Source organism: Chitinophaga costaii (assembly GCF_900094705.1).
Taxonomy (GTDB): domain Bacteria; phylum Bacteroidota; class Bacteroidia; order Chitinophagales; family Chitinophagaceae; genus Chitinophaga; species Chitinophaga costaii.
The window spans coordinates 188,936-204,468 of the sequence record NZ_FMAR01000008.1 but is presented as its reverse complement, the minus strand read 5'-3'; the positions used below and the strand labels follow the sequence as shown (position 1 = coordinate 204,468).

At 47.5% G+C, this 15,533-nt stretch carries 11 protein-coding genes; 4 read left to right on the top strand and 7 right to left on the bottom strand.

The window, feature by feature from the left end:
• Positions 1-168: 168 nt before the first annotated feature.
• From GA0116948_RS12995 to GA0116948_RS12980, 4 genes are read right to left on the bottom strand one after another with little or no spacing between them, the layout of a single operon-like run.
• Entirely contained in the window at positions 169-1,194 is a 1,026-nt protein-coding gene (locus GA0116948_RS12995; RefSeq protein ID WP_089712862.1) for a glycosyl hydrolase, read from the bottom strand.
• A 10-nt stretch (positions 1,195-1,204) separates the two neighbouring features.
• Positions 1,205-2,128, bottom strand: a complete 924-nt coding sequence (locus tag GA0116948_RS12990; RefSeq protein ID WP_089712840.1) for a putative periplasmic lipoprotein — start codon at positions 2,126-2,128, stop codon at positions 1,205-1,207.
• A 12-nt stretch (positions 2,129-2,140) separates the two neighbouring features.
• The gene (locus GA0116948_RS12985; protein ID WP_165798449.1) at positions 2,141-3,664 is read right to left on the bottom strand and encodes a RagB/SusD family nutrient uptake outer membrane protein; all 1,524 of its coding nucleotides are present in this window, start codon (positions 3,662-3,664) and stop codon (positions 2,141-2,143) included.
• Positions 3,665-3,683: 19 nt separating this feature from the next.
• Entirely contained in the window at positions 3,684-6,752 is a 3,069-nt protein-coding gene (locus GA0116948_RS12980; protein WP_089712837.1) for a SusC/RagA family TonB-linked outer membrane protein, read from the bottom strand.
• 315 nt (positions 6,753-7,067) lie between these two features.
• On the opposite strand from GA0116948_RS12980, the gene GA0116948_RS12970 reads away from it, so the two are divergent.
• The 4 genes from GA0116948_RS12970 to GA0116948_RS21785 all read left to right on the top strand — a co-directional run bounded on the left by GA0116948_RS12970 (position 7,068) and on the right by GA0116948_RS21785 (position 8,980).
• On the top strand, positions 7,068-7,460 hold the full coding sequence (locus GA0116948_RS12970) for a carboxypeptidase regulatory-like domain-containing protein (protein WP_089712832.1): 393 nt from the start codon (positions 7,068-7,070) through the stop codon (positions 7,458-7,460).
• Positions 7,384-7,998, top strand: coding sequence for a TonB-dependent receptor domain-containing protein (locus GA0116948_RS12965; protein ID WP_089712830.1), 615 nt, complete (start codon positions 7,384-7,386; stop codon positions 7,996-7,998). Before GA0116948_RS12970 ends, GA0116948_RS12965 begins: the two co-directional genes overlap by 77 nt.
• Positions 7,999-8,271: 273 nt before the next feature.
• A complete protein-coding gene (locus GA0116948_RS12960) occupies positions 8,272-8,610 on the top strand; it encodes a hypothetical protein (RefSeq protein ID WP_089712828.1) in 339 nt (112 codons plus the stop codon).
• Positions 8,611-8,878: 268 nt separating this feature from the next.
• Entirely contained in the window at positions 8,879-8,980 is a 102-nt protein-coding gene (locus tag GA0116948_RS21785) for a hypothetical protein (RefSeq protein WP_394336946.1), read from the top strand.
• A gap of 161 nt (positions 8,981-9,141) precedes the next feature.
• On the opposite strand, the gene GA0116948_RS12955 is transcribed toward GA0116948_RS21785, so the two are convergent.
• From GA0116948_RS12955 to GA0116948_RS12945, 3 genes are read right to left on the bottom strand one after another with little or no spacing between them, the layout of a single operon-like run.
• Complete coding sequence (locus GA0116948_RS12955; protein WP_123891784.1) at positions 9,142-10,755, bottom strand: alpha-amylase family protein; 1,614 nt, start codon at positions 10,753-10,755, stop codon at positions 9,142-9,144.
• A 46-nt stretch (positions 10,756-10,801) separates the two neighbouring features.
• A complete protein-coding gene (locus GA0116948_RS12950) occupies positions 10,802-13,201 on the bottom strand; it encodes a family 20 glycosylhydrolase (RefSeq protein WP_089712823.1) in 2,400 nt (799 codons plus the stop codon).
• Positions 13,179-15,500: a hypothetical protein gene (locus GA0116948_RS12945; RefSeq protein ID WP_123891785.1), complete on the bottom strand. Its 2,322-nt coding sequence runs from the start codon at positions 15,498-15,500 to the stop codon at positions 13,179-13,181. Before GA0116948_RS12945 ends, GA0116948_RS12950 begins: the two co-directional genes overlap by 23 nt.
• Between the last annotated feature and the right edge of the window lie 33 nt (positions 15,501-15,533).

Below are 15,533 nucleotides of genomic sequence, written 5' to 3'. Positions count from 1 at the left end.
GGACACCCTTGCTCTTGGCTAATGGTTGGCGATTACATACCCCCATAACGGACTTACACCGTCTAGTTTATCGCCATGCGTGGCGCACCAAAAAAAATCGCCCCTCGGCGTGGCCGGGGGCGATTGTAAGAGGCTGCTTGTTTTTGCTCTTGCTATATAACAGAAAGGTCAGTCATTCCAGCCGGGCATTTTGTCAAGCGTAACAATGTTGTCGGAACTGTATAACGCCTTTATCTCGGCATCGGTATTATTTTCGAAGGTAAGTTCAGACCAACCCATAAAGAAGCACCATTTGTCCTGGGTACGCAACTCGCTGGCGGTAGGCAGGCGCTGGCATTCGCCAATGGCAAAGGGTTTGCCGGCAGCAGCCCGGGTCATAAGCTCGTACTTAGCTTGCGTGTAGCCACTTCCGTCGTACACATCCAGGGCAGCTACATCAAAATAAGAAGCCCCGGGATTGTAGTCGTTCACGTCGCCACTCAATGAGCTAAAGTCCTGTAAATCCCACACCCATATCAGGTTGGTAAGGCCCTTGGTCGTTACCATGTAATCGTGCATTAATTGGTAGAGCTTACGGGTTCCGCTAGCGCCAGAACGGCCACCCCACCAGAATGCACCCTGGTTCATTTCATGGAAAGGGCGCCATAACACTTCTACTTTCTTATCCTTCAGCTGTTGCAGGTATACGCATACTTCATCTATACGGCTTTTCCATTTCAGGTTCAGGGCCGAACCATCTGTGATAAGCTCTTCCCATTGTGCATCAGTAAGTTTGCTGAGTACCCCCTTCCCGTCGTCCCAATTGCAAGGCTCGTCCAGCGCGGGGTTGCAGGCATGCCACATAATATTTATTACCGCACCCTTATTCCACTGCCGCACTGCTTCATCAATCATTAACTGGCGGTTGTCAATATTGTCTGCCTGAAACAGGAAGTCACCGCTCCACAAAGCCGGATACTTGCCGGTAGTGGTCATAATCTTCTCAGTCCATATGGCGGGTGTGGTGTTTGGCTCGCGGTTATGCATGCCCGACAAGGTTTTCTTGCCAGATATTTCATACAGGTAGTTCAGCGATTTAAATGCCGTCTTCGGTGTATCCACTTCCGGTTGGCTTGTTTTATCACCACTCTTGCTGCAGGCAGTCATGCTAAGCAGGGAGGATAACAGGATCACACAAATGTTCATCAGCTTCATAAATTTTAGATTATGGTTTTCTCTTAACATCAATCCAGTACCGGTGAGGATTTTTCACAAATTTGTCCAGGTCGGAATAAATATTTGTCCAATCGTCTACTCCGCTTAATGTAAAGTCGAAGGAGTTGTCGGTAATTGTTTTGCTAAAACCATTGCCTAGATCTATCGTTGACGCGCCCTCAAATGTGGCCGTCGTCTTTTTCCCTTCTGCAGTAATAAAGCTTACCGTATTGGCTGCATAGTCGCGTTCCCAGGTACTGGTACCTTTGGGAATGGTACGGTAAAAATTATTCACGTCTGTGCTGGGTGTTTTAAAAACAAAGTTAGCATAGGTGCCGTCTGCGCCGGCATTGTTGGTAACGGTACCGGTGGTTTTACCATCACTTGTAACGCCTGTATATTCGAATGTAATTTCGTTGTCAAGTTCTTTATCCGGGCCATCGGTAGTACTCCAATCCCATGGTTTATCAGACATTTTAATTACCGCGCCACCACCATATTCAGGGCCTGTGCCACCATACACTACCAATTGCTGGATGGTGTAGGTGCCTAACAATGTTTCCGTAAAGGGTACAATTTCGACTGTCCACTCGCGGGTTTCACCTTCCTGTGATTTCACGGTATATTTAAAGCTATTGTTATTGGCGGCAAAATCAATTGGTTGGCCATTTGCTGGCGATACCGTGGCCTTGTAGGAAGTTTGTATATTTGCGATTACTTTACTCAAGTCTGTATTGTCCTGTACCAATACCTTCACCGAAGCTTTCGCACTGGCGCGGTCTATCGTAGCGGGTCCCACCTGGATCAAGCCTCCACCAAGGGTAATGGCCTCAATGGCACGTTCATTGCTTTTTACCCCATCGAATGGGTCTTTGGCGCAGCCAGCCAGTAAGCCAGCCGAAAGAAGGGCTATAAATATATATATACGTTTCATGTAGCGGCAGTTTTATTTTATCAAGGGATTAGTATCCAATTCACGCTGTGGTATCGGGAAGAAGTAAGCACCGCTGGTAATAGTTTTACCATATTTTTTTACCAACACTGCTTCCATACTGTTAGTACGACGCAGGTCGAATAAGCGATTGCCTTCAAAGGCCAGTTCCCATGCTCTTTCCTGGATCACTGCATTGCGGAAAGAGGTAACGTCCAGGGAAGGATTAAGATCCCCGATCGCCGCACGATTACGTATTTTGTTCACTGCTGCATAACCATCTGTGGTAGGGCCACAGGCTTCGGCATACACCAGCAAAATGTCGGAGTAGCGAATAATCGGTGAATTAGCACTGGAGGCATCTCCAATACGGTCTGGATCAATGAACTTGCGGGTAAATGGCCGGCTACTGCTGGTAATATCGAGTTGATAGGTTATTCCACCATTGGTATAAGAAGATACGATCAACTGCGTTTTGCGGCGATCTACATCATTATAGCTGGAGTATACTGCATTCTCCGTGCGGAAGTGTCCCCAGCCCTGGCCAATATTTATCTGCGCACTGCTAGGATCCAGTTGGTTGTAAAGAATCGTCATGGGCCGGTCGGCGGGCAGGAACATATTCGGCAGTTTAGAGAAACTTCCTTCGCGGTCGCCACTACGGTCTACAGCGGCATCGAAAATATGTTCGGTAACGGCTGCTTTTTTATACACGTCGATCGCAAAGATATCGGGCAGGCTTTCGGTGAAGTTGAAAGTAGATTGCCCATTAATCACTTTGCCAGCATATAATTTGGCTTGCGCATAATAATCGTCAGCACTGGCCACAAAGTCGTATCCAGGCGAGTTATACGCTTTAGAGGAAGCCAGGTGTAAATATACTTTAGCCAGCAGGCCTTCTACAGCCGGGCGGTTAGCGCGGCCTTCGCTGATACGCTCAGTGGTGAGCAGTTCATCGGCTTTTTGCAGGTCAGATATAATCTGGTCATAGATATCTTTGATGGGCGACTTGGCCATCGGAATCTGGGACGCGTCTTCGATAGTGGAAGTACGCAACGGTACTTCTCCAAACATACGCACGAGATTAAAGAAGTGAAGAGCGCGCAGGAAATAACCTTCACCTGTAATCTGATTGCGTTCCGATTCTACCATGCCAGGTATATTGGGTACATTGGCAATCACCGCGTTGGCACGCGCCACGCCACGGTACATGTATGTCCAGATATTATCCAGGTCGCTGTTGGTAGAAGTAGTGCGCAGTTCATCCAGCTCCAGGTTTCCAACACCAGCGTCACCTTTCTGGGTAAGATTTTCGGTAGGCAATTCTGTTACGATGTAGTATCCGCGCGAGTAGTAGCCTACTTCGGGCAGGATGGAATAGGCATAAATAATTGCAGCCCGGGCATCATCGGCAGTCTTATAGAATGTCTTGGAGTTGATCATGCCGTAAGGGTCTTCCTTCATCTTGGAACAACTGCTGCCTGCCATTACCAGGACTAGTGCAACCGCTGTACATTTTATAAAAAATTTCTTTTTCATCGTGGTCATTTTGGCGGATTTAGAAAATTATATTCAAGCCCAGGGATACAGAACGCGGACGCGGGTATGCGCCGGAATTGATACCGGACTCTCCTACTTCGGGATCAAATCCTTTATTGAATTTTGTAAACGTGTACAAGTTATTACCCGACAAGAATATGCGCAGGCTCTGCACCGCTTGGGTGCCACTGGTCTTGAGATTGTAGCCCACGGTTACGTTTTGAATACGAAGGAAGGAACCATCGGTAATATAAAAATCGGATGCACGATAGCCACGGGTGGCATTGGCACGGGGATATTCCTTGCTCGGGTTATCCAGTGTCCAGCGCTGCATCCAGCGGCTTGGGGTCATCTTTTGGAAATCCCACAAATCGTCGCCTTTTACCCCATATAACTGTAGGGATAGATCAAATTGTTTATACTTCAGGTTTGTATTGAAACTATAAAAGAAATCAGGATTAGGATTACCGATAATGGTACGGTCGTAAGAATCTACTACACCATCGGGCTTACCACTGGGACCAGAAATATCGAGGTATTTAATTTCCCCAGGCTGTGCATCTACGCCGGTAAGGCCTGCCGCAATGCCTTCATCGAGGGTTTGAATGATACCGGCCGTTTTATATCCATAAAAAGAAAACATTGGCTGACCCACGGTATAGGTACTAATCTGTTGGCGCACCGATTCATATAGGCTACCAATAAATACCTGGTTGCTTTCGCCCATTGCCAGTACTTTATTCCGGTTCAGCGTGAAATTACCGCCTACACTCCAGTTCAGGTCTTTGCTGTTAATGATCTCTGCATTGATGCCCAGTTCCACCCCACGGTTTTCCACTTCACCATCATTAATCCATTGCCGGTCGAAACCTGCGGAGGGAGCAATCGTTTTAAGGCGTAGCAGGTCGTTGGTACGTTTTATATAATAATCAGCCGTCAGTGTAAGACGCTGGTCGAAGAAGCCCACGTCCACCCCTACATCGAGCGACCGGGTGGTTTCCCATTTCAAACTGTTGTTTCCCAGGCCTTCTACAATCGTTCTGCCCTGTTCGTCGTTATCGCCTGCAAGACCAGGCCCAAAGCCCGTTTGGAAGGTAGTGCCGGTATAATATTTATTGGAACCATAGCGATCCAATGTTTGATAAGGACTAATACCCTGGTTACCAGTAAGGCCATAACTGCCGCGTAATTTCAGTTCGGAGAATACGCCCAGGTCTTTAATAAAATCTTCTTCACTCATCTTCCAGGCGATAGCGCCGGAGGGGAAGAATGCCCATTTGTTGTTAGAACCAAACTTGGTAGAACCATCTGCACGACCGGTAAAGGTAATGAGGTAACGGTCTTTGAAAGCATAGTTGCCACGACCATACCACGATGATAAACCATACCGTTGCAGATCGTTTGAAATCAGCATAGTACCGGCGGTAGAAAGGTTTTCATTTTGCAATACATCGTTTACAAAATTCTGTCCCACGAGGGTACTGAAGCGATTCGAAGTTTTCTGGTAAGAATATCCGGCCACAGCGGTTATGTCATGCTCGCCAAACTTCTTGGTAGCCGTGAAATAGTTTTCGGTAAGCAGATCGGAGTAGTTGGAGTTGCCAATAGAACCATAACTACCTTTATTATCAAGTGCGCGCTGGGTACTGTTTTTCGGATCGTACTGGTCTTGTACACTGTTGCCAAACTTAGAGTTTAGCGAGGTGCGGAACGACAACCAGTCGGTAATCTTTGCATTCACATACACATTCCCCAAAATGTCCACTGTTTTCGTCGTGTTCAACAATTGATTAGCGAGGGCAATAGGGTTACCGAAATCGGTAGCGCTGGTACGGAAGTAATTACCGGTAGAATCGTATACCGGAAAAATACGGCTGCGGCTCACGCCCAGTTGCTGGCCATTATTTTTCGTATAGGCGAGAATTACATTAGCGCCGGCGGTAATTGCTTTGGTAAGTTTTTGATCAAGGTTCAGGCGAGACGTATACTTTTCATAATTGTTTTTGATCACTGTGCCTTGCTCCTTGTAATAGTTACCGGAAATAGCATACTTCGTTTTCTCGCTACCCCCATCTGCCGTCAGGGTATAGTTCTGCGACAGGGGATTGCGGTATACGAGTTTTACCCAATCTGTATTCGTAGGCCACTTTGGTTTGTTGGGGTCCAAGCCGCGAAGCTCCGCAATGGAAGGGAAGTACACAAAGCCATCACCCACCGGGCGATAAATGCCAATATAAGGAACGTCTGCCGGAATCGCTCCCCCTGTAATGGCGGCTTCGTTTGAATAGGTGGCATCATCTACCGGGTCTTGCCAGATGTCGGGCTTATTAGCGCGGAACGAAATTGTTTCAAGGGTACTAAAGCTAATACGGCTCTGACCTGTACGGCCTTTACGGGTGGTCACCACGATCACCCCATTGGCGCCGCGCGATCCATAAATAGCTGCCGAGGAGGCGTCTTTCAATACTTCAATAGATTCAATATCGTCGGGATTTATCTGTTTCAGGTTGCCCGCATCACCCCAGGGGTAGCCGTCTACCACAAGCAAGGGATCTTTGGAACCATTCAGCGAACTGGCTCCGCGAATGCGGATCGTAGCCCCGCTGCCAGGCTGTCCGCCGCCGGTTGTTACCTGTACCCCGGCCACCTTACCTTGCAGTAATTGGTCTACCGAAGAAGCGGTGGTTTTGTTTAATTCACTTCCTTTAAGCGTGGCCACTGAGCCGGTTACATCGCTTTTCTTCACGGCACCATACCCCACTATCACCACGTTATTGAGGCTGTTTGGAGAGGCTTGTAAATTTACGGTGTAGGAGGCTTGCCCGTCGAGTACAATCTCTTTTTTGAGCATGCCCAGGTAAGTAACTACCAGTACTTTCCCTTCTGGTGGCGCATTTAAGGTAAAGCGGCCATCTGCATCGGTAGCAGTACCTGCTTTGGTGTCTTTAATAGAAACAGACGCACCGGGCAAAGGTTTTGACTGGTCGTCGAATACCCTTCCTGAAATCTTCTTTTGTTGCGCACTCGCGGAAAGTACGTGCAGGCATAAAATGAGGACGGTACTACAGCATGCAATGAAATTTTTCATACGGTAAGACGTGGATTTAGATAAGGACAAATGTAAGATGGGGACAAAGGCAATATTGATGTTATTTCGTCAAATTATGATGCGCGGCAAACAATGGCAGTTTTTAAAAACGGAGGTATCATAACAAAATACGGCCCGTTATTGCGAACCTGATTTTATCTTTTTGAAGGCAACTCTTAGGGCTGCCCCTGTAATAATTTATCCTCCTCTTAAGATCGTTTTTCCGTTCTGCGTAATTTTTATTTCCAAATATATAAACCCGCCCTCCGGCATGCCATCTATTTTTGCGCTGCAACCTAATAACCATAGACATATATGACCTGTTCTGTACTTAACAAGCCCAAAAGCTTGCTGCTCTTACTTTTCACCTGCCTTAGCCTAACCATAACCTTTGCCCAACAAACGCCCACCGGCACCCTTACCGGCACCGTGAACCTGCCAAATGGCCAACCGGCTGTGGCCATTACCGTTAGTATTCCATCCTTAAACCGGGGAACGGTTACCAACGAAGAGGGCCGCTATGCCCTGGAACAATTGGCGCCAGGCAATTACCTGCTGCGCCTTTCTGGTGTGGGGGTACAACAAACGGAACGCCACATTACCATCCGTGCCGGCCGTACCAGCAGCTTAAATGCCCACCTGGAAGCGCAAACCGGACAACTTAAGGAGGTGGCTATTACCAAATCCAAAAGCCGTTATAAGGTATAACGAACTGACCACGGACCCTAACACCGATCCGAACGACAGTTATGTAGTGGTGCTGGGCCAAACCAAAACACAGGGCCTAGAATTTGACCTGCGGGGCGAATTGCTGCCAGGCCTGAACCTGATTGCCAATTATGCTTATACGGATTCTAAAATCAGTGAAACCACCATGGATTTTCGCACTGCAAAAGTAGGCAACCGCGTGCCGGGATATGCTACGCACAATGCCAATGCCTGGTTAAGTTACAAACAAAACAAAGGCCCACTCAAAGGACTGGGACTGTCTGGTGGCTTCACCTACCTAATAGATCGCGATAGCTGGACCTGGGGTGGCCATGACGGCATTGCCAAATTACCGGATTATTTCCGGCTGGATGGTAGCGTGTTCTGGGAAAAAGGTAAAATCCGCTTAACAGTGAATGCCTACAACCTGCTGAACAAGTACCTGTACGACGGCTCCTGGGAAGACTGGGCTGGTTATTATTCCTGGCAAACAGAGGCCGGCACTAATTACCGCTTCAACATCAACTACCGCTTTTGATTTTCAGGTTGTATAAAAAGGACCGGCTTTGTTTAAGGCCGGTCTTTTGCATTTAATGAGTAGCTTCATTTATCGCCGGACTTTCACCGGGATCACCAGTTTAAGACCAGACCATACAGCGTTTACGGGGAATAATGTGTCGGGGCATTTTAAGACGCTATCACCGTGGCTGACTGGTATTATTAAAATCACTTATTCCTCCTGCATAGATTTTCGGAAATACGCTGGTATTTTATTGAATTAGGTATTAGCTTAGCCTAAGAAAATAAACTTATGAAAAGCGGCATCGCCAGAAGGTTGGCGGAATATATTCTCAACAATTACATTGGTAACTTCTTAGGGTTTGTGGTAGGGCTGCTTTCTACGAAACTGGTGTCTGCTTACTTCACCACCCGCAGTATTCATAACCTGTGGGGACTTACCACTCACAAGTCTATCGTTACTAAGCACACTTACACTACACTGGAATGGAGCATTTCCATCCTTATTGGTTTTATCATGTTTGAACTGGTGTCCAAATGGTTAAAGAAAACGGTGAACGACCTGCTGCCCAAGTACAGGCTTACCCGCTGGATGTCCCAGCCGGAAGAGGAAAACAGGGCTGCCCGCTAGGTGCCGTCCAGCTACCTTTATATTATTACAATAGTGGTGTTCTCGCCAAAGAGACCTAAAAGGAATCGTATTTTCAATTAGTTAAAACTGGTTAAACTTACTCACCCATTTGTCTTAACACCCCGCTCATAAATTAATGGGGGCGCTTTTCACGGTGCTACTGCTCGAGACAAAAGAACATGTCGGGCAACATTTCAATCCGCTTGCCGAGAAAAATATTAACGAAGCCAAGTCGTTGTTGCAACACTGCGGCATATCCGTCTAGGAAATTGCCTACTGCCTGGGATTTACAGAGCCGGCATATTTCAACAACTATTTTAAGAAACATACCGAGCTCTCTCCCGGCGCATACCGGAGAACGCAGGCCTGATGGCCATCTTTATCCGGGTTATTTATGCGGGTAGGTAATTGTGCGCATCATTCATTGGCTGCCCGCCGATAAAAACATAGCATCCTGCTAATAAAACAAGGGCCAGCACGCATTGCTGACCCTCCCTTTTTAGTGGTAGTAGACAGTAAATTTTTCCGGCCTTAGTCCCAATTAAACGTTACCGTTTGATTATCCAGTTTCCATTTTGCAGGGAATGCATTGTCCAGCCAGTCCAGTGGCTCGCCCACAGGTTGCGGTTTGGCGGCATCGGTAAAACATTGTTTAATAAATGCTTTTTGTTCCGCCCCCACAGCTGCTGGCTGTGCCGATATGAACAGTGGCGAGCTGCTTTGCGCCAATAGTTGCATCCATTGTTTATTCTTATCCCAGGGTATGGCGGTGGTAAGGCCTACACAATCGCCATCTACCTGGTAAAAATGCTGATGCTGCACCATCCTGAAACCCATCGTATTTACCCCCATTTCTTTGGTACGCTTCCATTCTTTACCACTAGTATCGTCGCCGGATCTATACAATTCAAATACGCCGGCAGATAAGTGGCTGATGGTATTGCAGCCAATCAGGTACATATCACCCGCCGCCACCCGTATGGCATGGTACAAATGTGAAATGATCTCCGCATTGGTTTTGGAAGCATCATTGAATTGCCAGCCTGGGGCAGTCATTGTATCATTCATCCCCGCCCCCCAGCGGCCAAAGAGGTCGAAAGTGGTATAATCATGTTTCACCAGCTCAAAACCCCATTGTTTGTACAGGCGGAAAATTTGTTGTACATACGCAATGTTTTCGTCGATCGTGGGGTCAAGTATTTGTCCACGGCCTTTAATAAACAAAGTTTCGCTTTCCCCAGGTTTAGGGAGCAGCGGCCGTGTCCACAATCCGGGGCGCATGCCCAGGTCTTTTATATTATTGACAAGCCCGGGCATATCAGGGAATTTATCATTTGTTCTGGCGTAATCGGTACCGAGCGACCATCCATCATCTACTACAGAAAAAGGCCTGTTGGATGTACTGGTGGCCAGCGGCGCTAATAGGGAGGTGTGTTTTAAAATAAGGTCGGCAGAGCTATTGCCATAGGCGAAATACCAGTCATTAATGCCATACACTGGCTGTTTTACCGTTAAAGGTTTATCGCACATTTGCTTGCAAAAACGGCGAACAGTGGCAAAAACATTTTCCTGCGCGGTGTTTCTCGTAGTAACGATATCTGCACCATGCAACTCCCGGCCGCCCAGCAGTACACCATTGCCGCCATTCCTGGTATCGAGGGTGAGGGATAAATTGCCTGCTGCTACCTGCCAATAACAGAAAGCGCTGCAACCAGTTTTTATCCCAAAACACAGGGTATCGACTCCATGTTGCTCAATACAATACCAGGGCAGTTTTTTACTGGCATCGATGGCATGAAAGCCCACATCGGCATAGGTGCGTTCCCAGGCATCGCCTAATATTTTGGTGGCCTGGGCAGTTGCAAATTTCCAAGAAAGTTGTACCTCTTTTACAGGCAATACAGGCGATTGAATATATACGGCTACGCTATCCTTCAACACTTTTAGCCGAACAATTACATCCCGGTAAGTCCACGTTTGCCCATCTACTGATTTCAAATCAACATACTCGTTATCAGACAATACTTTTACAGCATATGGCAGTTGAATAATGTGCTCACCCTTCCTAGCTGCATGTATATATTGGGTGGCAAGCAGGGACATCATGGATGCGCCTGTGAGTTTAATAAAATTTCTTCTATCCATTAATAGTTTTTTTGCGATAAAGACCCAGTGCTTTTTCTTTTCATGATTATGGTTTCGAGGCAGATTCATTTTCAGCCGACTTGAACCAGGTATACGGTACAGGCACGGGTTTGCTACCTTTATAGCTATAGGTTATCCCCAGCGTATAGCCGCCACCGTATTCTATAAAATTTACTGCGATAGGGTGCAGCCCTTGCCGCAAACCAGCTTGCCCACCTTTGGTCTTATCAGGGTGCAGGCCGTCATTATTGACGATTTCCTGTTTGCCTATATATAAAACGCCACCATCGTTGCAGGTAAGATAAAAAGTGTAAATACCGGTTTCCGGCACCTGGATATATCCATGTATTTTTAATCCAAAAGCAGGTGCCTGGATGGTAGTAGGAACTGCAATACTATCTATCGTAAATACACGATCCGGCACGCCCTTTATAGCGCTGGTTAATGGAAATTCTCCCTTGTAAAGTTCTGTCGTCAGCCCATTTTTAAGATGGGGAATAGTTTCCTGCCCGCTTAACTGCTGCGTACGGAAGTTGAGCGAATATACATCTCCCCTACGCCCTGTGGGAGTAAAAAGCGCCAGCTTCATGACAGCGGCGCGCGACAATACCACCGGTTGGTTCATCACAGGCGACGTTGCATCCGGCAGCGCACCATTCAGTGTATAATGCACTTTAAACCTGGGTAATGGGGAGGCTACGTAAAAACTGGTGGAATCAATAACGGCATAGTTTTCGGCCAGGTTATCCAGATCGGGCAAACGGTAGTGGATGTTTAACTGATCCAGGCGATCATATTGCGCATTCAATCTTTGCAAATAATCATCATAATTATACCGGTGGGTCCAGCCTATTTCCGCGAGTGCCGTGAGCCGTGGCATGGTCATATAGTCGGCCCTGTTTTCAGAGGGAATCATTTCTGTCCATAAATTGGCCTGTAATCCCATAATGTATTGTTGGGCCGCTGGAGAGAGGTGGTACAGCGCACTATCATAAGGATCATAATGATAAACAGCCGGCAATGTTTGTGCATCGGACAAAGCGTCAAAATACAGTGGGCCATCTGGCGTCATCACTATTTTATTGTGATTTTTTGCAGCCTGGGCCGGTGCCTGGGGCGCCCATGCGCGCCAAAACATCATTACTGCAGCACTATCTATCCCGCCTTCTATGATCTCGTCCCAACCAAGTAATGTTTTTCCTTTCGACTTAAAAAAGTCCAGCATGTAATCATTAAAATGGCTTTGAATCTGATTCATATCCGTATACCCCTTTTCTTTCATGAAGGCTTGAACCAACGGCGATTGGGCCCAATTTTTCTTATTCACCTCGTCGCCACCAATATGCAGGTAAGGGGAAGGGAAAAGGGCGGCTATTTCCGTAAAGATATCTTTTGCAAATTCCAGCACGGCCGGATTGCAGGGGCAAATAGGATTGGAAAAATTATGGGGATCGTTACTCACCAGTGTATCACAAGTAAGTTCGGGGTATATCCTTGCCGCCGCCATCATGTGGCCGGGCATATCTATTTCGGGAATTACTTCTATATGGCGGGAGGCGGCATAGCGAATAAAATTTCGCATTTCTTCCTGGGTGTAAAAGCCACCATACAGGGTTTGCCCATTCTTTTGCATTATATGGGCCGTATCAGGCATTAAATCGTTGTTGCCGGTTTCGAGGGCTTTTTTAATACAAGCCGAATCCTGGTTATTAAACGTGCGCCATGCGCCTTCCGAGGTTAAGCGAGGGTATTTTTTAATGGCGATGCGCCAACCCTGGTCGTCTGTTAAATGCAAGTGCAGTTTATTCAGTTTATACAAAGCCATCATGTCTGCATATTTCTCCAGGTAAGCAACAGAGAAAAAGTGACGTGATACATCCAGCATCATACCCCGCCAGGCAAACGCAGGCTGGTCGGCTATCTGCACACAGGGCAGGGTTAGTACATTCCCTTTACCTGTTTCTACATCGGCAGGTAGCAGTTGCCGCAAGGTTTCAATGGCATAAAACATACCAGCCGCCTCTTTGGCAGTGAGGATAATTTGTTGAGGGCTGATAGAAATCGTGTATGCTTCGGCGTTAGGAAGCGTACCATCCTGTTTCAGCAAGATTACGTTAAACTTTCCGGCGCTTTTTGTCTGTAATGCGCCGGCGCCCAGGTAATGCTGCATAAGTTGGGTTAAAAAGGTAATCTCATTAGCAAAAAAAGCATCGCCCGTAGTGGCCAGGGTAGTTTTGCTGTTGATTGTAAAAACACCCGGTTGTGGTAGGAGTTTGGCCGGGTAAGGTATGATGTTATAGTTCTTCTTCCCGGATTGCGCTTGTAGGGGGAGCCATGAAAGGAATAGCAGGAGCGCCGTAAGCAGCGCTTTAGCCGGTGCTTTAAAAGAAAGGACAGATACCGCTGTGATGGAATAAATGAATTTATGAATGTAGCAGCGTTTCATTATTTAATAGTTTTATTTCGATTTTTAATTTTACTGGTGAGTTGGCATCCGTAGTTCCATCGAAGGAAAGCTGGTGCCGGCCGGCGCTCAGTGCCGGGAGGGCGTTATGGATGGGAACTTCCCGCAGCAGGCGGCCTTTACGGTCATATATGCCGGCGTTAAGGGTATTATTAATCACCAGCGTTTGCCCTGCTTCCAGCGTAATGGGTAGGTGAATGCTCAGCGTATTGTCTATACCCACTACCGGATGTACAATATGGCCTTCCTCGCCCAAAGCATGCACCAGCACCTGGGGTGTTTGCTGGGAACGTATGTTTTGAAAATCCCAGCTTTGCAAGGTAGGCTGACCTGGCTGCAATACCCTTGCTTCATATTCAAATACAAACTTGCTAAACTCCTGCAAACGTACAGCACTATCGCTGGTTATTAAACGGGCATCATTTTCCGGGTTACGCAACCATTGTTGCTGTGCGTTTGTAAAAAGATGGCTACGCTGTGCAGCAGTCCAGGTGTTGATGCGGTGAATGATTTCCTCCATCTGCGGGTTGTTCAGGGCTTCTTTACGCAGCACCAGTGCATATCCGGCATTAAAACCTGCGGCGCGCGCCAGCATCCAGTCAATATCATCCGGGTTTGTCTGCGCAGTGATCAAAAACCATCCCAGCATGTTGGGAAGATAATTATTTTCATAAAAAGGCTGATTGGCCATGCGTACGTCCGACTGACTTTCGCGGAAGCCGCCATACCAGGGTTCCCCCCAATTAAGATAATTATTGAGGTGCCAGAAATAATGATTATCCCGGCTGGAACCAAATACTACGGGATGATCTACTTTGCGGAAAACTTCTTCCGCAAAGCTATTAAAGGATAGGTCGCCCATGCCACTGGCATAGGTGCCTTCATGCCCGTCAAAATCCATCTGGTCGGCGCCCGTTTCATTTATAAACCTGGCAATATTGTCTGCTATCTCCCGTTGCAGGGCCCAATCGGGAAAGAATACTTTGTAGGGATGGTCTATCAGCCTGGCCACTGGAGCATTGGCTTTATGCGCCGCCTTTGCGGTGCCAAATGCGCCCCTCAGGCAGCCTGTAAGCTGGTAAGGTGCCTGCGCCGTAACGTCCGTATAACTTACAATTTCATCCCCGATAAGCACACTATTTAAGTCACTACGCATACGGAAATACGTATCAGCATCCACCGTAATCGTTGTAACATCGGGCGTTATGGAAGCGACCAGCGTTGCGGCGCCCGCCTGCGCGAGCCGGTGGTCAGGACGAGGGCTTACAAAGCTGTCGTTGGTAGTGATAAAGTTGGTGAGGGTATGGAAACCCAGGCGGAGCCCCATCGCATGCGCCTTGTCTACACAGGATTTAAAGCCCTGCCGCCCGTGCGGGAATAAGGATGGCTTTAGTACGAAGTGACCCCAGGTATCGAAAGGATCTTCATGATATACGCCCGCCATGCCCATCTTTTTCGCGTAAGTGAGGAAGGTATCAATATTCTGTTCCGAGAAGGTGGTGATCATGTAAGGCCTCCCCGACTCTGGCGAAGTTTTAATCCAATCTCCCTTCCACCGGGCATATGGCAGCTGTTCCGTCAAAGTAATGGTTTTAATGACTGGCAACACATGGCCCGGCGCACACCCGAACAAGGCGATGGACGATCCTTGCAAGGCGCCATCAGGAATGGCTTTCACCGGCACGTTTGGCCAGCGGTTCCAAACTTTTATCTTCCTGTCTACGCTACGGTTAATGGCAAAAGCCTGCAACGAGGCGCCAAAAGGCCTGGCCGTGGCCGTGGTGCCACGGTCAAAGACGGCACCTTCTTCATTTTCCAGCACGCCGCCCGACGTACTTTTATGCAGACATTGCAGCCCGATGGCGTAAGCGGCGGTTCGCACCACGCCCACTGTATTGCCAATGGTATCTGCAAGTACAGTGTTAAAAGGCCCCCAGATTATGGCATCCATATTTTTGCTAACATCCACCACGGTAAAGACAAGATAGGACGGCCTGGCCTGCACTTTTATCCTGGCAGTGAGCTGACCCGCGTAATACAAAACAATATTGTCTTTTTCAAAAATAGCCTTTGTCGGGGATAAGGTAACGCCCTTTACCACAGCCTGTAATAAATATCCCGGTTCACTGGCAGCCGCATAATCCGTTGTGTTATCTTTTAGTGCTACCACCTGTCCAGTTTCACTAATATCTACCGAAAAGGAGGATGCTTTGTAATGCTGACCCAATGCTACCTGCATGCTAAAAAGAAATGCCAGACATACTACAACAACTTTAATCATTCTTTACGTTTTATAAATTCTAATGCTTTAAAT